Source organism: Bradyrhizobium canariense, assembly GCF_900105125.1.
GTDB classification, from domain to species: Bacteria; Pseudomonadota; Alphaproteobacteria; order Rhizobiales; family Xanthobacteraceae; genus Bradyrhizobium; species Bradyrhizobium canariense_A.
Genome location: NZ_LT629750.1, coordinates 1,713,869 through 1,736,764 on the forward strand (window position 1 = coordinate 1,713,869; position 22,896 = coordinate 1,736,764).

Genomic DNA, 22,896 nt, shown 5'->3' on the forward strand with positions numbered 1-22,896 from the left:
TCCGGGGGGCGGTTCGCCGCCCCGGCCGGAAATTAACAACCGGTCAATTCCTTCCCTACAAATCTATCGGTTTATTTAGGGGGAATTGCCGTGGACATCTTGGTGTTTGAATTCATGGGGTTGGCGATGATCGGGCTTTGCATCATCGTGCTTGCCGTTCCATCCCGGCGGCCATCCGCGAGGCGCTTGAGCGACTCCTGACCGGGCTCGATTTTCAGCGGAGCCTTTGTCCAGATTGAGGTGTCCACCCCGGCGCCTTGCCGACGCCTGCCGCGAAAGTTCGCTGTCAGGCGGAAATGCAAGGCTCGAATTCAACGTTGGACCCTTGACATATCAGCGCTTTCGGCAGAACGCCGTCATCAGTGTCCTCGTTTCCGAAGTTCGTGGAAACGTCCCGGCGCCCGCTGGCGCGCACTTCGGAAACGAGGACACTGGCAAATATATTTGTTTTCCAATGCCGCTTTCGATTCGAAATTCCTGACCGAGCCAGCCGCGGGGCGGCGCAGGAAGTTCCAGTCGGCGGCGCTGGGAGCGGCATGGACTGTTCATGGATCTGATTACGACGACTTCGGAACTCGCCGCTGCTTGCGGACGTCTCGCCAAGCACTGGGTCATCACCGTCGATACGGAATTCCTGCGGGAGACGACCTATTACCCGCTGCTCTGCGTCGTGCAGATGGCGAGCGTGGAAGAAGCGGTCGTGGTCGACACGCTGGCCGAGGGCATCGACCTCAAGCCGTTCTTCGATCTGATGGCCGACGAGAATGTGCTGAAAGTTTTCCACGCCGCCCGTCAGGATATCGAGATCGTCTGGCATCAGGCCGGAATCGTCCCGCACCCGATCTTCGATACCCAGGTCGCGGCCATGGTGCTCGGCTACGGAGACTCCATTGCCTACGACCAGCTGGTCGAGCGCATCACCGGCCACCGGCCCGACAAGACCCATCGTTTCACCGACTGGTCGCGGCGGCCGCTGACCGAAGAACAGATGCATTATGCGGTCTCCGACGTCACCCATTTGCGTGACGTGTTCGCTGCACTCGACGCCGATCTCAAGAAGCGCGGCCGCAGCGATTGGGTGAGCGAGGAAATGGAGGTCCTGACCTCGCCAAAGACCTACGATTTTCACCCCGAACGCGCGTGGGAGCGGCTGAAGACACGGGTACGCAAGCCAAAGGAGCTTGCGGTGCTGATGGAAGTCGCGGCCTGGCGCGAACAGGAGGCACAGAGCCGCGATGTTCCGCGCAGCCGCGTCCTGAAGGACGATGCGGTCGGCGACATCGCCACCCACGCGCCGACCAGCCTCGAGCGGCTGGCGAATTTGCGTTCGCTGCCGAAAGGCTTTGACCGATCGAAATGGGGCACGGATATCGTGGCCGCCGTGCAGCGTGGCCTCGCGCGCGATCCCGCGACACTGCCGAAGATCGAAAAGCCGCGCGGCAATTCCAATGGCGCGGCGACCGTCGAGCTGTTGAAGGTGCTGTTGCGGATGACGTCCGAGCGCCACGCCGTTGCCAGCAAGGTCATCGCGACCGTGGACGACCTGGAACAGATTGCCGCTGACGACGACGCCGACGTCGGCGCCCTGCGCGGCTGGCGTCGCGAGCTGTTCGGCGAAGCCGCGCTATCGCTGAAGCACGGCCAGCTGGCGCTTGCGATCGAAAAAGGCCGGGTTGTCAGGGTCGATCGAAAGTAATCACTACCACTTATACTCCACGCCGAGCGTGCCCTGATGCGACTGCATCGCGGCGCGGGACTTGCCGTCATAGTTGGCGTAGACGCGCCAATTATCGGTCAGGCTCAGTGACGCGGCTGCGCCGGCGTCGGCGCCATATTGGCTCTCGCCGATGCCCTGCAAGGTGATGCTTTCCGGGCCGAGGCTGACGACGATCGAGCTGAAATTCTGCGAAACATTGTCGACGAATTTGCCATAGGCGGAGAGATCCAGGATCTTTTGATTGATAATCCAGTACCGCCCGATCTCCGCCCCCACCAATATCCGTGAACGCTCCACCGTTGCGGCGCTCGCCATCACCGGATCGAGGCCGCCGGTTTCCTGAAACGATCCGGTCGCGGCGCGCACATATTCAAAGGCAGCTTTCGGCACGATTCGGCTCTGATCCAGGGTCCAGTAATAGCTAAGCTCGGTGAGAGCTCCGTCTATCTGGCCGGTATAGCCGGCGCTGGCGAAGCCATCGCCGGTGTCGCGACTAGAATCGATCTTTCCAAAACCGTGGACCAGCGCAACCGCCCAGGTCCACGGTCCCTTGTCGACCGAAGCGTTGAAGCCGAGCTGGGTGAGATCAAGCGAAGCCGACTGCAGCGCCAGCGGAACGTCGATCGCGGTGCGGCTTTGGTCGACCGAAAAACCGACATTGACGCCGGGCATGACAGTCGCGCCCACCCCGGCCACGCCGCCATAGGTTTGACGGTGGTCGCCAACGAAATCGCCCTGCGCGCCGGTCGTGGTTGAGATTCCATAGGCTTCGGCCCAGGTCCGGAACAGCGGCGCGTCTGTCGCCCCGGAGGCGCCGCCGCCGCCTGGATTGTTTCGCAGCGTTCTGCCGAAGCCGTTTGTCGCCTGATTTCCAAGGCGTTCAAGGAAATTGCTGCCGAGGTTCGCGATCGCCGCACCAGCCGACTGGTCGGCGTTGATGCTGGTTTGCGAAGGGATCGGACTCGCCGTGGGAGTGGGCGGCGGCGGCAGTGGCGGGCCTGCGCGCTGGGCTTGAGCGGGCGTCGATGCCACAGCCAAGGCGAGCGCGAAAGCGACGGCAATGATGCTTACGAGCCTTCGACAGGCTCCGATCCGCAATGCCTGTAAGCGCCAACGGGAGCAGCGCATGAATGCTATTTCCAAAAAAAGAGCGCCAGCTCGATAAAAAATGTCAAATCTCGATCAACAATACCGATTTGCCCTCAGTTGTCCCGGAGCGTCAATCGCTGATGCCCCCCGGCGCAGGGCGTTTAACCGGCATTGTTGTCCGGCCGCCACAGCTCGCCGCAGGCATCCCAGCGCCGGCTTGAATTGCCGAGCCGGAGCAAAGGCTTGCTAACCCGCAAATTTCGTGTTGGAATTCTGGGTACAATCGGATTCAGGCTGTTCGACTGTGCGTTTCGTGACTACGAACTTCAGCAGACATCGGAATGCCCGTTTGTGGCGTGGCACGTGAAAAACGTGGCCGCGTCTTTTTTACGTCTAGACCAGGAGGCAGGCGATGCAGAAGGGCACCGTCAAGTGGTTCAACCCGACGAAGGGTTATGGGTTCATCAAGCCGTCAGTCGGCGATAAGGACGTCTTCGTCCATATCTCGGCGGTCGAGCGCGCTGGGCTTTCCACCCTCAACGAAAACCAAGTCGTGGAATATGACCTTGTGGAAAATCACGGCAAGAGCTCCGCAGAGAACCTGAAGGTCTCATAACTCCGTCACGATCCGCGCAAGCAATCATGATGCCCCCGGCCTTCGCCGGGGGATTTTTATTTTAGCGGCTCACTCGGCAGCTCGTTATGCGAGCATCTTGCGATCACGCGCCTTGATGATGCCGCCCACGGCAACGCGGCCGATGCAAACCTAATTCGCGACAGGTGAAATCAGGGTATCGCGCGAACCGGCGTTCCCCGCGATCTTGCAGACCTCGCCGTCGAGCATGACGTGACCGCTGGCGAGCAGCCGCAGCGCATCCGGATAGATGCGGTGTTCGATCTCGAGGATCCGCGCCGCCAGCGTCTCCGGCGTGTCGTCGTCCTGCACCGTGACCGCGCCCTGCATCACGATCGGTCCGGCGTCGGTTTCCGGAATGACGAAATGCACGGTGGCGCCGGAGATCTTGACGCCGGAGCGTAATGCCTGGGCCTGGGGCTCAAGGCCGGGGAATGACGGCAGCAGCGATGGATGAATGTTGAGCATGCGACCGTACCAGCGCTGCACGAATCCGGCAGTGAACAGCCGCATGAAACCGCCCAGACAAATCAGCTCGACCCGGTGCTGGTCGAGCGCCGTCTGCAACACTGTCTCGAATGCCGCGCGATCCTTGCCGAACGGCTTGCTTTCTATGGTGGCAGTGGGAACGCCGTTTTGGGCTGCGAGGGCGAGTCCGCCGGCGTCAGCGCGGTTCGAAATCACGACGACGATCTCGGCCGGGAAATCCTTGGCCTTGGCCGCCTGGATCAGCGCAGCCATGTTCGATCCGCGTCCCGAAATCAGAATTGCGACACGGCGTTTCATCGCTTCACTGCGCTAGATCGAGATGGCCGTTATAGACCACGCGCTGTTCGCCTTCGGCTTTGATCACCTCGCCCAGGAGCGCAACGGTCTCGCCGCCTTCCGTGAAAACGTCGGTGACCTGCTCGATGGCGTCGGGTTTCACGATCGCAATCATGCCGATGCCGCAGTTGAAGGTGCGCAGCAGCTCGAGCTCGGCGATGCCGCCCTGCTCTGCCAGCCATTTGAAGACCGGCAGCACTGGCAGACGTGCAAGGTCGATCCCGACGCCGAGATGTTTCGGCAACACACGCGGGATATTGTCGGTGAAGCCGCCGCCGGTGATATGGGCGAGACCCTTGACCGCACCGGTCTCCCGGATTGCGCGCAGGCATGACTTGACGTACAGCCGCGTCGGCGTCAGCAGCGCGCCGCCCAGCGTCATGACAGGCGAGAACGGCGCCTGCGCCTCAAAGCCGAGGCCGGATCGTTCGACGATCTTGCGCACCAGCGAAAATCCATTGGAGTGAACGCCCGACGAGGCAAAGCCAATGACCGCATCGCCGACGGCAATATCCGGACGCGGCAGCAGCGTGCCCCGTTCAGCCGCGCCCACCGCAAAACCTGCGAGGTCGTAGTCACCATCCTTGTAGAGGCCGGGCATTTCGGCGGTTTCGCCCCCGATCAGGGCGCAGCCGGACTCACGGCAGCCCTCGGCAATCCCCGCGACGATGGCGGCGGTAGCCTCCGGATCGAGCTTGCCACAGGCGAAATAATCCAGAAAGAACAGCGGCTCGGCCCCCTGCACGACGAGGTCGTTAACCGACATCGCCACCAGATCGATCCCGATGCCGCCGTGCAGCCCGGTCTCGATCGCGATCTTGACCTTGGTGCCGACGCCATCGGTGGCCGCGACCAGAACCGGATCCTGGAAGCCCGCCGCCTTGAGATCGAACAATCCGCCGAAGCCGCCGATTTCGGCGTCCGCGCCGGCGCGCGCCGTGGCACGCACCATCGGCTTGATCAGATCGACCAGACGATTGCCGGCGTCGATGTCGACGCCCGAATCCGCGTAAGTAAGCCCGTTTTTGCGGTCGATCATGCCCGATTCCAGATAATAGCGGCTGGTTACGTCGGAATCCGCCGGTGTGCAATGGCTCGCAAGCCGCACCTGCGTGTACTATGTAGACGGGAACCGGCTCATCCTGCAAAGGGCCGGATCTTTCGCGAAATCAGGCCGGTAGCCGGGAAGCGGCAGTGAGCATTCCAAACATTATAACCCTGGGCCGCATCCTGCTGGTGCCGTTCATCGTCTGGGCGATTGCGTCAAACCAGCTCGAGATCGCCTTTGCGATCTTCCTCGTCGCGGGCATTAGCGATGCGGTCGATGGCTTCCTCGCCAAACGCTTCAACATGGCCAGTGAATTGGGCGCCCTGCTCGATCCACTGGCGGACAAGGCGCTGCTGGTTTCGATCTATGTGGCGCTTGGAATTTGGGGTGCGATACCGCGCTGGATCGTCATCCTGGTGGTCTCGCGCGACATCATGATCGTCGGCGCCGTGATTGTGTCATGGTTGTTCGGCAAGCCGATTCCGATGAAGCCGTTGATGGTATCGAAACTCAACACGGTCGCGCAGGTGGCATTTGCCGCCTTGGTTCTGGCGTCCGTCGGCTTCGGCTTCAACGCGACGCCGTACGATCTGATCCTGATGGCTTTTGTAACGGTTTTTACACTGGTTTCCGTATCCTTCTATCTCGTGGAGTGGGCACGGCACATGAGCACCATCTAGGCCAGCTAGGGTCCGATTCAGCTTCGCTGCAACAGACTCGTCGCGTAATCTTTTTGTTTGGGCATGACCTGTCCCGAAAATCAGTTCCGACTTTTCGGGATCATGTCCTGGACTTCTAACCGCCAACTGCGCCGGCCGATCCGGCATGGAGTACTGTGTGGTAGGCCGCGTTCAACCCCGTCAGCTTGCATTTGCGCTACCGCACGCTGAAAGCCTCGGCCGTGACGATTTCCTGGAAGGGCCGGCGAACGCCGCAGGGCTTGCGCTGGTCGACAGATGGCCGGACTGGCCGAACCGCGTCATGCTGCTGGTAGGGCCCGAGGGATCCGGCAAGAGCCATCTCGCCGCCATCTGGGCCGAGGAAGCAGGCGCCCGCTCAACATCAGCCCACACGCTGACTGCAGCGGACGTCCCGGGAGCCCTGGCGACCGGGGCATTGGTGGTCGAAGACTTGAAGTCGTCGGCTTTTGATGAGCGCGCGCTATTCCATTTGCTCAATCTGGCGCGCGAGGACCAGGCGTTCATTCTGATCACCGCGCGCGAGCAACCGTCCGTGCTTCAGGTCGAGCTGCGCGATCTGCGGTCGCGTCTTCGTGCGATCCCGACGGTGTCGTTGTTACCGCCCGACGACCAGCTGTTTCGTGCCCTGATCGTCAAGTTCTGCGCCGATCGCCAACTGAGCGTCGATGAGACCGTGGTGAGCTTTCTCACGAACCGGATCGAGCGGTCTTACGCCGCCGCGCGGCAGGCGGTCGAACTCCTCGACAGCGAAGCGCTGCGGCTGGGTCGGCCAGTGACCCGGGCGCTGGCGGCCGAATTGTTCCGCAATGCCTGATTCCGCCCCGTTCGCGCCTTGACGGCGTTCGCGGCAGGAACATCAATGTCATTGAAACGTCATCGGCGTAACACATGGTTTGTCCGCATTTTCCGGGACCATGCTGCAGCCGATTCGAGATGGATTAAACTCTGATGGAATCCACGCAAGCCATTGTAATTAAAGAAAAAGACGAGACTATCGAAGCTGTTCCATTGATGGCCGATAGCCCGGAGCGCTTTATCAATCGCGAACTCTCCTGGCTGCATTTCAACCGTCGGGTTCTCGAGGAGTCGGTTAATCCGGGTCATCCCGCGCTCGAGCGCGTCCGGTTTTTGTCGATTTCCGCCAATAACCTTGATGAGTTCTTCATGGTCCGCGTCGCCGGCATCAAGGCGCAGGTGCGGGAAGGCATCACCGAACGCAGTCCGGATGGAATGACGCCTTCGGAGCAACTGGTCCTCATCAACCAGACGGTCTCGCAACTCGCCTCCGACCAGCAGGCGATCTGGAGCGATCTGCGCAATGTGCTGACCGGGGTCGGCATCGTTCTGATCGACGGTCGCGACGTCACCAAGACGGAACGGGCCTGGATCGAGGATCATTTCCTCCACAACATCTTCCCGCTGCTGACGCCGCTTGCGATCGACCCGGCGCATCCCTTCCCGTTTATTCCAAGCCTCGGCTTTACCGTCGCGCTGCATCTGGCGCGGGTCTCCGACGGCAAGCCGATGAATGCGCTGATCCGCATGCCCGGCAAGATCGACCGGTTTATCAGGATGCCGGCAAGCAAGGACGGCGCGGTGCGCCTGATCACGCTGGAGCAGGCCACCGGCCTGTTCATCGGCCGGCTGTTCCCTGGCTACACCGTCAAGGGTCAGGGCGCGTTCCGCATCATCCGCGACTCCGAACTTGAAATCGAGGAAGAGGCGGAAGATCTGGTTCGCCTGTTCGAAACCGCCTTGAAGCGGCGGCGGCGGGGATCGGTGATCCGGCTCGAAATCGAAGCCAAGATGCCGGAAGAACTGCGCACGTTCGTGCAGCACGCGCTTTCCACCTCGGACGACGAAGTGTTCCTGGTCGATGGCGTGCTGGCCATGAACGAGCTGTCGCAACTGACGCGGCTCGATCGCCCCGATCTCGAATTTACGCCCTATGTGCCACGCCATCCCGAGCGCGTGCGCGATCATGGCGGCGATATCTTCGCGGCGATCCGGCAAAAGGACCTGATCGTTCATCATCCCTATGAATCGTTCGACGTCGTCGTGCAGTTCCTGCAGCAGGCAGCGCGCGATCCCGATGTCGTCGCCATCAAACAGACGCTCTATCGCACCTCGAACAATTCACCGATCGTGCGCGCGCTGGCGGAGGCGGCGGAGGCGGGAAAATCGGTCACGGCATTGATCGAGCTCAAGGCGCGTTTCGACGAAGAAGCCAATATCCGCTGGGCGCGCGACCTCGAACGCGCCGGCGTGCAGGTCGTTTACGGCTTCATCGAGTTGAAGACTCACGCCAAGCTCTCGATGGTCGTACGCCGCGAGGGCGGCAGCCTCACGACCTATGTCCACACCGGTACCGGCAATTATCATCCGGTGACGGCGCGCATCTATACCGATCTGTCATACTTCACGTCCGATCCGACCATCGGACGCGACGCGGCGCGGGTATTCAACTACATCACCGGCTATGCGGAGCCTAGCGACATCGAAAAGATGGCGGTATCGCCACTCACCTTACGCAAGCGCATCCTCGAGCATATTCACGGCGAGTCCAGTTACGCCCGTCACGGCAAGCCGGCGACGATCTGGATGAAGATGAACTCGCTGGTCGATCCTGATATTATCGACGCGCTGTATGAAGCCTCGCAAGCCGGCGTGCAGATCGAACTGGTGGTTCGCGGCATTTGCTGTCTGCGCCCCGGACTTCCCGGACTTTCGGAGAACATTCGCGTCAAATCGGTGATCGGACGTTTTCTCGAGCATGGCCGAATCTACTGCTTCGGCATGGGACAGGGCCTGCCCAGCACGAAAGCGGCTGTGTATATCTCGTCCGCCGACATGATGCCGCGGAACCTCGACCGGCGTGTCGAAGTTCTCTGCCCGCTGCAAAATCCTACGGTGCATCAGCAGGTTCTTGAACAGATCATGGTCGCTAACCTGAAGGATACCGAACAGAGCTGGCAATTGTTGCCGGATGGATCGTCAACGCGTATGAAGGCCGCGAAAGGCGAAGAGCCTTTCAATTTGCACAATTACTTCATGACGAATCCGAGTTTGTCCGGCCGTGGAAAGTCGCTTAAGGAATCTTCGCCGCGCCGCCTCACGCGCCGCAACGAGCGTCAGCAATCTTCCTGAGGAGCATCGAGGGTGAAGCGGCCGCGAAAGCGCCCAACCAGCGTCGCGGTCATCGACATCGGCTCGAACTCGGTGCGTCTCGTCGTATACGCCGCGATGGCCCGAAGCCTCGTGACGGTCTTCAACGAGAAGGCGCTGTGCGGGCTTGGCCGGGAAGTTCAGAGCACCGGCCTGCTCGCACCGGATGCGGTTGCGAAAGCCCTGACGTCGCTACGGCGTTTTCGCGCGTTGTGCAAAGTGCAGAAGGTCGGTCGCGTTCACGCGATTGCCACCGCTGCCTGCCGCGACGCGACCAACGGGCCTGACTTCATCGCCAAGGCCGAACGCATCTGCGGTGTCCCGATCAAAATCCTGTCGGGACCGCGCGAGGCAAAACTATCGGCGCTCGGCGTTGTTTCGGGCATTCACAATCCTGACGGCATTGTCGGCGATCTCGGCGGCGGATCACTCGAACTGATCGATGTGCGCGGCAATCGCGTCCACAGCGGTGTCACGCTGCCGCTTGGCAGCCTGGCGCTGCAGGATTCGTCGCATAAATCGCTGAAGCGCGCCGAACGCATCGTGAAGACCGATCTTTCCGGGGTCGCTCACCTCAAGGCCGGTCGAGGCCGCACTTTTTACGCGGTCGGCGGGACCTGGCGTGCGCTGGCGCGCATCCACATCATCCAAAGCGGCTATCCGCTCCGGGTCATGCACGGATATTCCATACCGGCGGCGGACGCACTCGATTTTGCCCAACGCCTGCGCCGCCTGGCATCGACCAACATGCTGGCCAATATCGAAGCCGTCGCCGACGCGCGGCGACCTCTGCTGACCTATGCGGCGCTCGTTCTCGAATACGTCATTCGCGTCGCCAAGCCGAAGACCATCGTGTTTTCCACGTTCGGGGTACGCGAAGGGCTGCTCTACGAGATGCTGCCGCAGGCCGAGCGCGCCAAGGATGGATTGATCTCCGCCGCGCAAGACCTCAACGAACTGCTTTCGCGATCCGCACGCCATGCGCAGGAATTGATCGCCTGGACAGACCGCCTGGTCCGGGTCACTAAGCTGCGGGAAACCGACGAGGATCGCCGCCTGCGTCATGCGGCCTGCCTGCTGTCGGACATTGGATGGCGCGTGCACCCCGACCACCGTGGCGAGGAAACGCTCAATCTCATCATCAACGGAAACTTCGGCGCGATCAGCCATCAAGGCAGGGCATTCGTCGCGTTATCGGTATTCTACCGTTATGCCGGTCTGAGCGAAGAAAACGAACCGCCGACCCTCATTCGGGGACTGGTCCCGCCAGCCATGGTCGAACGTGCGCGCGTTCTCGGTGCGGCCTTTCGGGTTGCCCATCTGGTATCAGCGGCGCGGCCGGGAGTATTGCCGGCAACCCACTTTCGCAGCGACGGCCGCAAGCTGATGCTGGTGTTTGAACACCGGATGGTCGATCTCGTTGCGGATCGCGTCGGCAGCCGCTTCAAACAGCTGGCGCGGCTGATCGGCCGTTCCGGATCGATCGTGCGACGCTAGATCGCTCGCCCGAGAATACTGGAATCATCGATTAAGAACGCTCGATCGGCTGAGCTGCCTCGCCCGCTGCCGGCAACACAACGCGTTCGATCTGGCGCAACTTTCGTCGCCGCCAGATCGAGCCTACGACCAATACGGCGATCGCGCCCAGCGCCGAACAGAGATATTCGAGCAGATCTCCGTCCAGACTGAAATGCGGCGACCAGTGCAACAAGGTCGAGGTCGCATCGAAACTGAGTTCAATCCGGCCGTCGAGCAGACGCTGCAAGAAGGGATGATCTGCCGGATCGCTCGCGATCACATCGCCTGCGATCCAGCCGAGCAGTGTCGCGCCGAGCCAGATCAGAATTGGAAACCGGTCAAGCACCATCATGATCAGCGCCGCGCCGGCAATGATCATGGGAATGCTGATCGCCAGTCCAAGGACCAATAGCGATAGCTGTCCGTTCGCGGCAGCGGCGACCGCGATGACGTTGTCCAGACTCATGATGATGTCGGCGATCACGACAATCCGGATGGCGTGCCACAGACTGGTGCCGGCGGTGACGTCATCGCTCTCGTCTTCGGGCACCAGAAGCTTTGCCGCGATCAGCAGCAGCGCAAGGCCGCCGACCAGCTTCAGATAAGGCAGCACCATCAGCGTCGCGACGATGCCGGTGAATGCGATCAGCAGGATCACGGCGATGCCGGCGCCGATCACCATGCCCCACAGGCGCTGCGGCGGCGCAAGACCGCGGCATGCCATCGCGATGACCAGCGCATTGTCGCCGGACAGCAGCACGTTGATCCAGATGATCTTGCCGACCGCAAGCCAGAACACCGGCGTTTGCAGGTCGGCCTGAAGTTGCGTCAGAAACGCGCTGACACTGGCGGGATCAAAGACCTGCGATAGCCAGCTCACAGCCCGCCCCTGTTGGCCTTGCGGCGCTCGCGGCTATCGTCGCCCAATTGCCCGCCAACGTCCGCGTCAATTAACCGACGATCTCGTTGCCTGAGAAGAATTGGGCGATTTCGACCGCGGCCGTTTCGGGCGCATCCGAACCATGCACCGAATTCTCGCCGATCGACTTCGCATGCAGCTTGCGGATCGTGCCGTCGGCGGCCTTGGAAGGATCGGTTGCGCCCATCACATCACGGTGTTTGAGCACCGCGCCCTCGCCTTCGAGAACCTGAACGACCACCGGTCCGGAGATCATGAAATCCACCAGTTCGCCGAAGAACGGCCGCGCCTTGTGAACGGCGTAGAAGGTTTCGGCCTGGTCGCGGGTCATGCGAATGCGCTTTTGGGCCACGATCCTCAGTCCGGCCTTTTCGATCAGCGCGTTGATCGCCCCGGTCAGATTGCGCGCGGTCGCGTCGGGCTTAATGATCGAGAAGGTGCGTTCAATCGCCATGATTTCGTCCTTGGAAACGGTGGTGGGAGGTTGCGCGCGCTTATATCGACGCCACCGGAGGACGGCAAGCGATCCGGCGAAATGCCGCGGATCGCGTCAAGAGAGGCGATCGGGCCACGCATCCGTGCCCAAAATTACAACAATTTCACCGAGATGAACCCATCCTGAAACACGCGTGCCGGTCTGGTTCATTTTCCGGAGCCTAGGCTGCGATCGACCGGATGCCTCTCACAGCTCGCGAGCACATCGGGTCCGCGAATTCACCGGCGCCGATCGCGCCAAAACCTTAAGGAGACGACCCATGTTACGCAAATTCTCGCTTGTTGCACTTGCTGCGGCTTCGCTGGGCGTAGCTGCGCTGGCGCCAACCTCGGCATCGGCCTGGGGCGGACACGGTTGGCACGGCGGCTGGCATGGTGGCGGCTGGGGATGGGGTGCCCCGCGTTTCTACGTCGGCGGGCCGGCCTATTACGGCTATGGCTATGGCTATGGTGGCGGCGGCTGCTATGTGCGGCGGCTGGTCCCGACGCCCTGGGGGCCCCGTTGGCGCCTGATCAGCCGCTGCTACTGACCTCGGATTGCCTGATTTTGACCGGAAAAGCCCCGGCGCAGCGCCGGGGCTTTTCCGTATCAGGGAACCCTCGACCACCCCGTTATTAATTCAATTTTTACTAGAAACCGCACAACCGGCAGGACAGGCCGAAACAATCTTCGGCGCCGTGACTTGGTATTGCACGATCTTACTCAACCAAGTGGCTCGGAACTCGCAAATGAACAGCCGAACTGTCGACGATTTCGAACAAATCGATCAGGTGACCTGCCGATCGATTCGAGATGCCATTGGCGAACGGCTCCAGCAGAGCCTGCGTCCCGATACCTCGGGTCTTTCATCCCATCTGGAGCGTTTGATGGACGAGTTGCGGCGCCACGACAACGAAAGCCGCCACTGAACCAGCCCATTGCGTCCCCGGCATAGGTGATCCGGAAGCCCACGTTTCGCTCACAAACGGGTTGCCTTTGGCAGCGGCTCCGGTGACAAGGCCGCATGCTTTCCATTTCAGAGATATCGATCCGGATCGCCGGGCGGCTGCTGATCGATCATGGCTCCGCGCAGATCACACCCGGCGCACGCGTCGGGTTCGTCGGCCGCAACGGCGTCGGCAAATCAACGCTGTTTCGCGCGATACGCGGCGAGCTGCCGACCGAAACCGGCAGCATCACCGTCCCGCCACGCTGGCGCATCGGCAGTCTCGCGCAGGAGGCCCCCGACGGGCCGGAAAGCCTGATCGAGGTCGTGCTGAAGGCCGATCTTGAGCGCGAAGCCCTGCTGCAAGAAGCCGACACCGCGCACGATCCGGCGCGGATCGCCGACATCCAAACCCGGCTCGTGGATATCGACGCCCATTCCGCCCCTGCCCGTGCCGCCGCGATCCTCTCGGGTCTCGGATTTTCCACCGCCGATCAGGCGCGATCCTGTTCTGAATTTTCCGGGGGCTGGCGAATGCGCGTCGCGCTCGCCGCGACGCTGTTTGCCGCTCCCGACCTCCTGCTGCTCGACGAGCCGACCAACTATCTCGACCTCGAAGGCACGCTATGGCTGGAAGACCATCTTGCAAATTACCCGCGCACGGTGATCGTCATCAGCCATGACCGCGACTTGCTGGACACTTCGGTCAATCAGATCCTGCACCTCGATCGCGGCAAGCTGACGCTCTACAAGGGCACCTATTCATCGTTCGAGGAACAGCGCGCGACGCGCGAAATGCTGGATGCCAAGCACGCCAAGCGGCAGGCCGACGAGCGCAAGCGGCTGCAAGCATTCGTCGACCGCTTCAAGGCCAAGGCCTCGAAAGCCCGCCAGGCCCAGTCCCGCGTCAAGATGCTGGAGCGGATGAAGCCCGTTACCGCGCTGGTGACACAGGACGTGCGCGAGATTTCATTTCCCGTTCCCGAGAAGATGCTGTCGCCGCCGATCATCGCGGTCGACAACGTCTCGGTCGGCTATGATCCGAAAAAGCCGGTGCTCAATCGCGTCACATTGCGCATCGACACCGACGATCGCATCGCCTTGCTTGGCGCCAACGGCAACGGCAAGTCCACGCTGGTGAAGCTGCTCGCCAGCAAACTGGCGCCGTTCTCCGGACACGTCACGCGCGCGGAAAAACTATCGGTTGGATATTTCGCGCAGCACCAAGTCGACGAACTCGATCTCGAGGGATCGGTCTACGATCACCTCCGCAGGCTGATGCCCGATGCCCCCGAAAGCAAGGTGCGCGCGCGAGCCGGCGCGATCGGTTTCTCCGGCAAGGCTGCCGACACCGTCGTCAGGAGCTTGTCGGGCGGCGAAAAGGCGCGGCTACTGCTGGGGCTCTCGACATTCTTCGGCCCCAACATGATCATTCTCGACGAGCCGACCAACCATCTGGACATCGACAGCCGTGCTGCGCTTGCCGAGGCGATCAACGAATTTCCCGGCGCAGTCATCATGGTCTCCCATGACCGCTATCTGATCGAAGCCTGCGCCGACCGATTGTGGGTTGTCGCCGACCAGGCCGTCACAACCTATGACGGCGACCTCGACGATTACCGGCGCATGATATTGTCGGCACGCGGCATGCGGACGAGTTCGCGCGATCGCGGCGGCAACGAACGCGACAATGGCGGCGATAAACCTCAGCGCGGCAAGGCCGAGAAGCGGACGCCGCTAAAACAGCGGATTTCACAGGCCGAGGCCGAGATCGCGCGCATCAGCAACATCATCGCCAAGATCGATACCGCACTGGCGCTACCGGATTTGTTCACGCGCGATCCGAAACAGGCGGCCCAGCTCAGCAAGGCGCGCGCCGGCGCCGCTAGCGCCCTGGCGCGCGCCGAGGAAGAATGGCTGGAGGCCAGTTCGCAGTATGGCGAAGCGGCTGGCTAGCTGATTTTGGTTCGATCGGGGAATCCAGTTCGAGGCGAAAGACGCAGAGCCTCGGCTTTCAATCACAACCGGACCTATTCCAACTCCCTGGCGGCGAAGCGATCAGGTCGCCGCCGGTTTCTTCTTCACCTTGGATTTTGCGGTCTTCGGCTTTGGCGCAGCCGCGGGCTCTTCGCCACGTTCGACCGAGGTCAGGCGCCCGCCGGTGAACGTATAGATTCCGGGGCGCGGTCCCTGCGTGTAGGTGACAACAGCCAGACGATCGCCACGTGGATTGTTGGAGATATTGACGCTGCCCGGCGCACCTATGCCGCGCACGACATCGCATTCAGTGTGCCCAAGCGCGACGGTGCCCGTTACCGCCGGAGGCGGCGGTGAGCCGGCTGCGCCTTCCGTCAGCGCGTTGGCGTCCGAAGGCCCGGCCGGCGGCGTCATTCCCGGGCAAAGTCCGTCGGCACTGACCAAATCTTCTGCCGTGACCGGCTTATTAGGGGTGAGCGGTGGCGTTTCGATCGAAACATTCTGGATCGAGAGCCTTCCGGTCCGCGAAAACCATTCCGCATCCTTCGACAGAAGATCGGACGAGAACATATCGCCCACGCTACCGCTTGCGCAGCCCGTGATGAGGGGCGCAAACAGAAGCAAAGCCAACAGCTGCTTTCGATGAGAATTGTCTCGCACGATGAACTAGCTTCCTACCCCGCACTAAACGGCTGTCCCACCATCACTTTGCGGCACCACCGTGGCTGCGGCCACCCGCCGCCCCCGGAAACCACAGATTATCATTAACTGGCGCGGATCGCTATTGCCGCCGCTGCCAGCGGCCCCGCTCGTCGGCCTGCCAGTATGTGACTTCAAAGCCTCGCGTTTTGCAATCGGTCCAGGCGCTGCGCGCCGCCGCCAGCGCATCGCTGTCGTCGCCGTTAAAGACCAGCACCAGCCGCTCGTAGGCGTCCGAATCGGCAGGCAAAGCCGCGTTGTCGACCAGGAACCTGACATTGGCGCGGTTCGGATTGCCTCCCTCCGCGATCAGCACGATCGGCTGATCCGACGCATCGCCCACACGCCAAGTGGCGTGCGGCAAAAACGAATCGTCACGATAGGTCCACAAATGAGCGTCGAGCGCGTCGGCGCGCTCCTCCGATGTCGACTGCACCACCACCCGCCAGCCGCGCTCCAGCGATTTTTCGAGCAGAGGCGGCAAGACGTTCTCGAGCGTCATGTCCTGCAGATGGTAGAATAGAACTTCCGTCATCGGATTTTAGCTATTTTTTGGCTTCGTAATACTCCGCGACCAGCCGCTCGAGCAGGCGAACGCCGTAACCCGAACCCCAGCTGTGATTGATTTCCGTTTTCGGCGCGCCCATTGCGGTTCCCGCGATGTCGAGATGCGCCCAGGGGGTGTCATCGACGAAACGCTGCAGAAACTGCGCGGCGGTGATCGAGCCGCCGTTCCGGCTGCCGCCGGTGTTCTTCACATCGGCGAATTGTGAATCGATCTGCTTGTCGTATTCCGGACCGAGCGGCATGCGCCAGACCCTTTCCCCCGTCGCCATTCCGACCTGCATCAGCCGTTCGGCCAATTCGTCGTTGTTGGAGAACAATCCGGCGTATTCGGTGCCGAGCGCCACAAGGATCGCGCCGGTCAGGGTTGCCAGATCGACCATGAATTTCGGCTTGAACTTCTTTGCCACATACCAGAGCAGGTCTGCCAATACGAGCCGGCCCTCGGCATCGGTGTTGATGATCTCGATGGTCTGGCCGGACATCGAGGTCACGATGTCGCCCGGACGCTGCGCGTTGCCGTCAGGCATGTTCTCGACAAGGCCGATGGCGCCGACCGCATTGACCTTCGCCTTGCGCGCGGCGAGCGCATGCATCAGCCCCACGACGCAGGCGGCGCCGCCCATGTCGCCCTTCATGTCTTCCATGCTGCCCGCGGGTTTGATCGATATGCCGCCGGTATCGAAACAGACGCCCTTGCCGACAAAAGCCACCGGCTGTTCGCCACGCTTGCCGCCGTTCCAGCGCATGATCACGGTCCGGCCGGGTTGCGTCGAGCCCTGGGCGACGCCGAGCAACGCGCCCATTCCGAGTTTCGTCATGGCCTTGACATCAAGCACCTCGACATCGACGCCGAGTTTGCGCAGCTGAGCCGCGCGACGCGCGAACTCCACGGGATAGAGCACATTCGGCGGTTCGTTGACGAGTTCGCGCGCGATGATCACGCCGTCGACAATGTGCGCATCGGGAGCGAAGGCCTTGCGCGCGGCTGCGACATCATCAACGGCCACCGAGATGTCAGCGCGCAATGCAGCGTCCTCGCCGTCCTTCTTTTTGGTCTTGTAGCGGTCGAACTTGTAGGCGCGCAGCCGCAGGCCTGCGGCGATCGCGGCCGCCTGCCCGGGCTTCATGGCGCCATCGGGCAGATCCGCGACAATCGTCACGGCATCGCCGCCGGCGCGCAATTTCCCCGCGATCGCCCCGCCCAGCTTGAGAAAATCATTGTCCTTGATCGCCGATAGCTTGCCGATGCCGATCACGATCAGGCGCGCGGCTTTCAGGCCCTCGGGCGCCAGAATATCGAGCGCGGATCCACTCTTTCCCTTGAACTGGTTGGTGGCGGCGGCGCGCCCGACCAGATCTGCGGCCGAGCCCAGCGCCTTGCGGGCTGCGGCGCCGAATTTCAACGTGTCGTCGCAGAACACGACGAGAATGCCACGCGAAGCAGCGGAAAACGGAACGAAGCCGACCTTGACGGCGTCGGACATGGGCGAATCCTCCAAAAATCAGGGCTGTAACCGGGTCAGGGACCCGATCGATGTTCTCTTTGGCTGTGCGGTACATCCGTCAAGAGCACGTTCCAGGGCACTATGGCCTGCGAGCTGCTGCACTGCCAAGCGCCGCCGTGGCCGCAGGGCCACATAACATGAATTATTAACCATATCCTAGGGGTGCCATGGCTCAGCCATTTTGTTGACAGATCAAAGGGATGCTAATGAGAGATGTGGGCCGGCTGGAAGATGCCGGCGACCAAGGGGATCCTGACTTCAGGATTGGTCGCCAGCTATAATTCCAGCACGCAAGGCGGGATCGTGCGGTAACGATGGGGTCGATCGACAAGTATATTTTCCGCACGACGCTTGCGTCGTTTGCGGTGGTTCTGATCAGCCTGACCGGGGTAATCTGGATCACCCAGGCCCTGCGCGGTATCGACCTGATGACCAGCCAGGGCCAGACCATTCTGACCTTTCTCGGCATCACGAGTCTTGTGATTCCGGCGCTGGTCCTGATCATCGCCCCGATCGCGCTGATGATCTCGATTTCCCACACCCTTAACAAGCTGGCGACCGACTCCGAAATCATCGTGATGAATGCGGCGGGCTTTTCGCCGTTCCGGCTGTTCCGTCCGTTCGTCTACGCGACCTGCGTGGTGGCGGTCATGGTTGCTTTTATCGCCGCCTATCTCGCCCCCGATGGCATGCGCCGAATCAAGCAATGGGACGCCGACATCACCGCTGATGTCCTCACCAACATCCTGCAGCCGGGCCGATTCGCCCAGCTCGACCAGAACCTGACCATCCGTATCCGGGAGCGAAAGCCAGGTGGTCTGCTCGCCGGCATCTTCGTCGACGACCGTCGCGATCCGAAGGAGCGAGTCACCATCGTCGCCGATCATGGAACGGTCATGAAGAACGAGGGCGGCTCGTTTCTGATTCTAGAGGATGGAAATCTCGAACGCTTCGAGGTCGACAAGCGTGATCCGGCACTGGTGGCGTTCGCCCGCTACGCCTTTGACATGTCGAAATTCTCTCAAGGCCACGACGTCACGCTCGGCATTCGCGAACGCTATCTCTGGGAGTTGCTCGATCCGAAGGAAGACGATCCGATCTATACGCAGATCCCCGGACAGTTTCGCGCCGAGCTGCATGATCGCTTCATGGCACCGATTTATCCCTTTGCGTTTGCAGCCCTGACTTTCGCTTTTCTCGGTACGCCGCGCACCACACGCCAGAGCCGCAACTTCTCCATCGGCGGTTCTATCCTTGCCGTGTTCGGTCTGCGCATGGTGGGATTCGCCTGCTCCGTCATGGCCGTGAAAACGCCGCTGGCCGTGCTCGTTCAATACCTTATGCTGGTGGCGGGAATCGGTGTCGGCGTGTGGATCATTATCGCGGGCCTTGTCATCGAACCTCCCGCCGCGCTGCTGGAGGCGATCAACAAATCCAACGCGCGCCTGCTTCGGCTTTTTGGACGACCGGCCACCGCATGAGCATGATGACCAACACCCTCGGCCGCTATTTTGCCGGCCGTTTCGTGATCTCGGCGCTCGGCGTGTTTGCCAGCATCTTCGTGCTTCTGGTGCTGGTCGATTACATCGAAATGGTCAGGAAGACATCAGGCCTGGTTTCGGCATCCGCGGTCACAGTCGCGGAAACATCGTTGTTTCGCGTGCCGCAATTGCTCGAAAAGCTGATGCCATTCTGCGTCCTGATCGGGGCGATGACATGCTATCTGGCGCTTTCGCGACGCCTGGAGCTTGTGGTGGCGCGCGCCGCCGGCGTTTCCGCCTGGCAATTCATCGCGCCGGCGCTGGCAAGCGCGATCCTACTCGGAGTCCTGGCAACCACGGCCTACAACCCGATGTCTGCCGAGTTGCGCGAAATCTCCAAGCAGATGGAGGCCGAGCTGTTCGGCTCGACGCCCGGAGCCGGCATCCAGGACGCCGCCGGCTTCTGGATCAATCAGGTGAACAATGATGGCCAGGCCATTATCAACGCCGCCCGCAGCGAGCAGCAGGGTGTGCGGCTGACCGGGCTGACCGTGTTCACATTCGACACCAACAACCAGTTCAAGGAGCGAATCGAAGCGCGCGAAGCGACGCTCGAGGAAGGGCACTGGCTGTTCAAATCCGTGCGGCGATATTCACTCAACGCCCCTCCGATCGACCAGGACAGCTACGTCCTGCCGACCAGCCTGACCCCGGCCCAGGTCCGCAACAGCTTCTCCACGCCGGAGACTGTGTCTTTTTGGCAACTCCCGGGCTATATCCGGTCTTCCGAGAGCTCCGGATTTGCGACGGCCGGCTACCGGTTGCAGTACCACAAGCTCATCGCACAGCCTTTTTTGCTGGCTGCAATGGTGATGTTGGCCGCCTCCGTGAGCTTGCGCTTCTTCCGTTTCGGCGGCGTGCAAAAGATGGTTTTGAGTGGCGTGGGCGCGGGCTTTCTGCTCTACGTTCTCTCGAAAGTAACCGAGGATTTGAGCAAGGCTGAGTTGATGCATCCGATCGCTGCGGCGTGGTTGCCCGTCTGCGTGGGCGGCCTCACCGGCTTTTTGGCCTTGCTGTATCAGGAGGACGGGTAGTGGCCAGCGTCGCCGCCCGCCAGAGAAGGTCGCCTGTGTTCGGGCGGCGCACCCCGGTGCGCCGCCATCGCAGCCGCTTGGCCGTCATCAGCAGGCACATTCTTGCTCTCGTTGTCGGGTTGATCATTGCCAACGCGTTCGGCGTTGCCTTGATTACGCCTGCTTCCGCGCAATACAGCTACAATCCAGTTCCGCCACGGCCGAAACCGCCGCGCCCTCCGAGCGACGGGCAGATGCTGGTCCAGGCGGTCGAGGTGGACTACGACTACAACAACTCGCGCGTGTCGGCGGTCGGCAATGTGCAGATGTTCTACAACGGGACAAGCGTCGAGGCCGACAAGGTCATCTACGACCAGAAGACCAAGCGGCTTCACGCCGAAGGCAATGTCCGCATGACCGATGCGGACGGCAAAATCACCTACGCCAATATTATGGATCTGAGCGACGACTACCGCGATGGTTTCGTCGATTCGTTGCGGGCCGATACGGCCGACCACACGCGAATGGCCGCGACGCGCGCCGACCGCAGCAGCGGCAACTACACGGTCTTCCAGAACGGCGTCTATACGGCCTGCGAACCTTGCAAAGATGATCCGAAGAAGCCGCCTCTGTGGCAGGTCAAGGGCGCGCGCATCATTCACGATCAGAATGAGAAGATGCTCTACTTCGAGAACGCCCAGCTGGAGTTCTTCGGCGTTCCGATGGCGTATATGCCGTATTTTTCAACGCCCGATCCGACCGTGAAACGCAAGACCGGCTTCCTGATGCCGGCCTTCACTTCGTACACGGCCTTTGGATATGGCGTCGAAGTTCCGTTCTACTGGGCGATTGCTCCGGACTATGACGCGACCTTCAGTCCGCGCTTTACGACCAACCAGGGCGTGTTGTTGCAGGCCGAATTCCGTCAGCGCCTGATGAACGGCTCGTATCAGATCCGCGCCTATGGCATCGACCAGACCGATCCGAACGCCTTCGTAGGCCAGCCCGGCGACCGCCAGTTCCGCGGCGGCGTCGAAACCAAGGGCCAGTTTGCGCTCAACGACAAGTGGGTCTGGGGCTGGGACGGCGTCCTGCTCTCCGACTATTACTTCATGTCCGACTACCGGCTGGCCCAGTACAAGGATCCGCTGGGCTCATTCCTGAACCTGCCGACCGATGCCGTCTCGCAGCTTTACCTGACCGGCGTCGGCAATCGCAGCTATTTCGATGCGCGCACGATCTATTATCTCAGCTTTTCGGGTAATCAGAGCCAGGTGCCGGTCGTGGCGCCGGTTATCGATTATTCGAACGTGATCAACCACTCGGTGCTCGGCGGAGAGGTCAGCTACAAGACGAACTTCACCAACCTGACGCGTGAAACCGCGGCATTCGATCCGACGAATGCATCCGCTTTGGCCAACGGGTCTTGCCTACCGACATCAGCCGATCCGGCCGCCACCATCAACAGGGCAAATTGCCTGCTTCGAGGCATGCCTGGTACCTATGCGCGATTGACGGGTGAAGTGGATTGGCGCCGCTCGTTTACCGATTCCTGGGGCGAGATCTGGACGCCGTTTGCGAGCCTCCGAGCCGATGCCATCGATGATTCGGTGACCAACCAGCCGGGCGTTTCGAACTTCCTCCCGACCGGTGAGAACCAAGCGTTGCGCGTGATGCCGACGATCGGCCTCGAATATCGCTACCCCTTCATCAACGTCCAGCCATGGGGTTCCACGACGATCGAACCGATTGCGCAGGTCATTATTCGTCCCAATGAGCCCTACGCGGGTCAGCTTCCCAACGAAGACGCGCAGAGCATGACCTTTGACACCAGCAACCTGTTCAGTGTCGACAAGTTCTCCGGCTATGACCGCGTTGAAGGCGGCGGCCGCGCCAACGTCGGCGCGCAAATAACCACGCAATTCGACCGTGGCGGCTCCGTCGTTGCGGTGTTCGGACAATCCTACCAGTTGTTCGGCTTGAATTCGTTCGCTGTGGCCGATGCTACCAATACCGGCATAGACTCCGGTCTGGACAAGCCGGCATCGGATTATGTCGCGAGCCTCGCCTATTCACCCAACAGGACTTACACGTTTACGACGCGTGCGCGGTTCGACGAGGCCACCGGAGAGGTCAACCGTTTCGAGGCTGAGGGCAAAGCCAACTTCGACCGCTGGTCGGTCAGTCTGCTCTATGGCGACTATGCCGCTGAGCCGGAGATCGGATATCTGACCCGCCGCGAAGGCGTTCTCGCCAGTGGTACGGTCAAGGTGGCGGCCAACTGGGTGGTGACCGGAGCGGCCCGATGGGATCTTGTCGCGAACCAGATCAATCAATACGTGATCGGCGCGGGCTATGTGGACGACTGCTTTGTGCTGGGAGTGAATTACGTCACGTCCTACTCCTACGCTGCCGGCAATACCCCGCCAACGCTCAACCACACCTTCATGCTGCAACTCGGTTTACGGACCATCGCTCAAACCTCCACGTCGGCGGGCGGCGGGCAGATTCAGTAGAACCGGCTTCGGTACATGGGCGGCCGGCAAATTGCCGGCGT

21 protein-coding genes are annotated in these 22,896 nt (G+C 61.4%); 12 read left to right on the forward strand and 9 right to left on the reverse strand.

Translation table 11 applies throughout. From position 1 onward, the window contains the following. Positions 1–71: 71 nt before the first annotated feature. The gene (locus BLV09_RS37130; protein WP_167558553.1) at positions 72–302 is read right to left on the reverse strand and encodes a hypothetical protein; all 231 of its coding nucleotides are present in this window, start codon (positions 300–302) and stop codon (positions 72–74) included. A 245-nt stretch (positions 303–547) separates the two neighbouring features. On the opposite strand from BLV09_RS37130, the gene rnd reads away from it, so the two are divergent. Then, on the forward strand, positions 548–1,696 hold the full coding sequence (gene rnd / locus BLV09_RS08425) for a ribonuclease D (RefSeq protein WP_146686952.1): 1,149 nt from the start codon (positions 548–550) through the stop codon (positions 1,694–1,696). Positions 1,697–1,699: 3 nt separating this feature from the next. Here rnd and BLV09_RS08430 read toward each other — a convergent pair whose 3' ends face one another. Then, positions 1,700–2,749 (reverse strand): autotransporter outer membrane beta-barrel domain-containing protein, encoded by a 1,050-nt coding sequence (locus BLV09_RS08430; RefSeq protein ID WP_349536999.1) that lies wholly within the window; start codon positions 2,747–2,749, stop codon positions 1,700–1,702. Positions 2,750–3,218: 469 nt separating this feature from the next. Between BLV09_RS08430 and BLV09_RS08435 the strand changes: the two genes are divergently transcribed. Continuing rightward, positions 3,219–3,422, forward strand: coding sequence for a cold-shock protein (locus BLV09_RS08435; protein ID WP_146686954.1), 204 nt, complete (start codon positions 3,219–3,221; stop codon positions 3,420–3,422). A 150-nt stretch (positions 3,423–3,572) separates the two neighbouring features. Here BLV09_RS08435 and purN read toward each other — a convergent pair whose 3' ends face one another. Both purN and purM read right to left on the reverse strand, forming a co-directional pair. Next, entirely contained in the window at positions 3,573–4,226 is a 654-nt protein-coding gene (gene purN, locus BLV09_RS08440; RefSeq protein ID WP_146686955.1) for a phosphoribosylglycinamide formyltransferase, read from the reverse strand. A 4-nt stretch (positions 4,227–4,230) separates the two neighbouring features. After that, positions 4,231–5,304, reverse strand: coding sequence for a phosphoribosylformylglycinamidine cyclo-ligase (purM, locus tag BLV09_RS08445; protein WP_146686956.1), 1,074 nt, complete (start codon positions 5,302–5,304; stop codon positions 4,231–4,233). 155 nt (positions 5,305–5,459) lie between these two features. Between purM and BLV09_RS08450 the strand changes: the two genes are divergently transcribed. The 4 genes from BLV09_RS08450 to ppx all read left to right on the forward strand — a co-directional run bounded on the left by BLV09_RS08450 (position 5,460) and on the right by ppx (position 10,676). Continuing rightward, positions 5,460–5,993 (forward strand): CDP-alcohol phosphatidyltransferase family protein, encoded by a 534-nt coding sequence (locus BLV09_RS08450; protein WP_100381488.1) that lies wholly within the window; start codon positions 5,460–5,462, stop codon positions 5,991–5,993. A 157-nt stretch (positions 5,994–6,150) separates the two neighbouring features. Next, the gene (locus BLV09_RS08455) at positions 6,151–6,828 is read left to right on the forward strand and encodes a DnaA ATPase domain-containing protein (RefSeq protein WP_146686957.1); all 678 of its coding nucleotides are present in this window, start codon (positions 6,151–6,153) and stop codon (positions 6,826–6,828) included. Positions 6,829–6,962: 134 nt separating this feature from the next. After that, on the forward strand, positions 6,963–9,161 hold the full coding sequence (locus BLV09_RS08460) for an RNA degradosome polyphosphate kinase (RefSeq protein WP_146686958.1): 2,199 nt from the start codon (positions 6,963–6,965) through the stop codon (positions 9,159–9,161). Between the two features lie 12 nt (positions 9,162–9,173). Beyond that, positions 9,174–10,676, forward strand: a complete 1,503-nt coding sequence (ppx, locus tag BLV09_RS08465; protein ID WP_100381485.1) for an exopolyphosphatase — start codon at positions 9,174–9,176, stop codon at positions 10,674–10,676. Between the two features lie 31 nt (positions 10,677–10,707). Here ppx and BLV09_RS08470 read toward each other — a convergent pair whose 3' ends face one another. Then, positions 10,708–11,577: a YjbE family putative metal transport protein gene (locus BLV09_RS08470; RefSeq protein WP_146686959.1), complete on the reverse strand. Its 870-nt coding sequence runs from the start codon at positions 11,575–11,577 to the stop codon at positions 10,708–10,710. 70 nt (positions 11,578–11,647) lie between these two features. Continuing rightward, the gene (gene ndk / locus BLV09_RS08475; protein ID WP_100381483.1) at positions 11,648–12,070 is read right to left on the reverse strand and encodes a nucleoside-diphosphate kinase; all 423 of its coding nucleotides are present in this window, start codon (positions 12,068–12,070) and stop codon (positions 11,648–11,650) included. Positions 12,071–12,371: 301 nt separating this feature from the next. Between ndk and BLV09_RS08480 the strand changes: the two genes are divergently transcribed. The 3 genes from BLV09_RS08480 (at position 12,372) to BLV09_RS08490 (ending at position 14,993) form a co-directional block, all read left to right on the forward strand. Further along, the gene (locus tag BLV09_RS08480; protein WP_146686960.1) at positions 12,372–12,641 is read left to right on the forward strand and encodes a sulfur globule protein precursor; all 270 of its coding nucleotides are present in this window, start codon (positions 12,372–12,374) and stop codon (positions 12,639–12,641) included. A gap of 7 nt (positions 12,642–12,648) precedes the next feature. Beyond that, positions 12,649–13,020, forward strand: coding sequence for a hypothetical protein (locus tag BLV09_RS38740; RefSeq protein ID WP_433994386.1), 372 nt, complete (start codon positions 12,649–12,651; stop codon positions 13,018–13,020). Positions 13,021–13,115: 95 nt separating this feature from the next. After that, the gene (locus tag BLV09_RS08490) at positions 13,116–14,993 is read left to right on the forward strand and encodes an ABC-F family ATP-binding cassette domain-containing protein (RefSeq protein WP_100381480.1); all 1,878 of its coding nucleotides are present in this window, start codon (positions 13,116–13,118) and stop codon (positions 14,991–14,993) included. Positions 14,994–15,095: 102 nt separating this feature from the next. Here the strand turns inward: BLV09_RS08490 and BLV09_RS08495 are convergent, their stop codons facing one another. From BLV09_RS08495 to BLV09_RS08505, 3 genes are all read right to left on the reverse strand, one after another. Further along, positions 15,096–15,644, reverse strand: coding sequence for a hypothetical protein (locus BLV09_RS08495; RefSeq protein ID WP_146686961.1), 549 nt, complete (start codon positions 15,642–15,644; stop codon positions 15,096–15,098). A gap of 151 nt (positions 15,645–15,795) precedes the next feature. Further along, the gene (locus BLV09_RS08500) at positions 15,796–16,248 is read right to left on the reverse strand and encodes a DNA polymerase III subunit chi (protein WP_146686962.1); all 453 of its coding nucleotides are present in this window, start codon (positions 16,246–16,248) and stop codon (positions 15,796–15,798) included. 10 nt (positions 16,249–16,258) lie between these two features. Beyond that, positions 16,259–17,764, reverse strand: coding sequence for a leucyl aminopeptidase (locus BLV09_RS08505; RefSeq protein WP_146686963.1), 1,506 nt, complete (start codon positions 17,762–17,764; stop codon positions 16,259–16,261). 335 nt (positions 17,765–18,099) lie between these two features. Here BLV09_RS08505 and lptF point away from each other — a divergent pair, with 335 nt between their 5' ends. The 3 genes from lptF to BLV09_RS08520 are packed head-to-tail and all read left to right on the forward strand — an operon-like array spanning position 18,100 to position 22,855. Continuing rightward, the gene (lptF, locus tag BLV09_RS08510) at positions 18,100–19,266 is read left to right on the forward strand and encodes an LPS export ABC transporter permease LptF (protein ID WP_100381476.1); all 1,167 of its coding nucleotides are present in this window, start codon (positions 18,100–18,102) and stop codon (positions 19,264–19,266) included. Then, a complete protein-coding gene (lptG, locus tag BLV09_RS08515; RefSeq protein WP_100381475.1) occupies positions 19,263–20,360 on the forward strand; it encodes an LPS export ABC transporter permease LptG in 1,098 nt (365 codons plus the stop codon). Before lptF ends, lptG begins: the two co-directional genes overlap by 4 nt. Then, the gene (locus BLV09_RS08520; protein ID WP_167558662.1) at positions 20,360–22,855 is read left to right on the forward strand and encodes an LPS-assembly protein LptD; all 2,496 of its coding nucleotides are present in this window, start codon (positions 20,360–20,362) and stop codon (positions 22,853–22,855) included. The genes lptG and BLV09_RS08520 overlap by 1 nt, the downstream gene beginning before the upstream one ends. The last annotated feature ends 41 nt before the right edge of the window (positions 22,856–22,896 follow it).

What these genes read in the sequence shown, in the direction of transcription:
- lptF (WP_100381476.1), top strand. Translation starts at nt 18,100, where the DNA reads ATGGGGTCGATCGACAAGTATATTTTCCGCACGACGCTTGCGTCGTTT.
- BLV09_RS08500 (WP_146686962.1), bottom strand. Translation starts at nt 16,248, where the DNA reads ATGACGGAAGTTCTATTCTACCATCTGCAGGACATGACGCTCGAGAAC.
- BLV09_RS08460 (WP_146686958.1), top strand. Translation starts at nt 6,963, where the DNA reads ATGGAATCCACGCAAGCCATTGTAATTAAAGAAAAAGACGAGACTATC.
- lptG (WP_100381475.1), top strand. Translation starts at nt 19,263, where the DNA reads ATGAGCATGATGACCAACACCCTCGGCCGCTATTTTGCCGGCCGTTTC.
- rnd (WP_146686952.1), top strand. Translation starts at nt 548, where the DNA reads ATGGATCTGATTACGACGACTTCGGAACTCGCCGCTGCTTGCGGACGT.
- ndk (WP_100381483.1), bottom strand. Translation starts at nt 12,070, where the DNA reads ATGGCGATTGAACGCACCTTCTCGATCATTAAGCCCGACGCGACCGCG.
- BLV09_RS08490 (WP_100381480.1), top strand. Translation starts at nt 13,116, where the DNA reads ATGCTTTCCATTTCAGAGATATCGATCCGGATCGCCGGGCGGCTGCTG.
- purN (WP_146686955.1), bottom strand. Translation starts at nt 4,226, where the DNA reads ATGAAACGCCGTGTCGCAATTCTGATTTCGGGACGCGGATCGAACATG.
- BLV09_RS08505 (WP_146686963.1), bottom strand. Translation starts at nt 17,764, where the DNA reads ATGTCCGACGCCGTCAAGGTCGGCTTCGTTCCGTTTTCCGCTGCTTCG.
- BLV09_RS08435 (WP_146686954.1), top strand. Translation starts at nt 3,219, where the DNA reads ATGCAGAAGGGCACCGTCAAGTGGTTCAACCCGACGAAGGGTTATGGG.
- BLV09_RS08480 (WP_146686960.1), top strand. Translation starts at nt 12,372, where the DNA reads ATGTTACGCAAATTCTCGCTTGTTGCACTTGCTGCGGCTTCGCTGGGC.
- purM (WP_146686956.1), bottom strand. Translation starts at nt 5,304, where the DNA reads ATGATCGACCGCAAAAACGGGCTTACTTACGCGGATTCGGGCGTCGAC.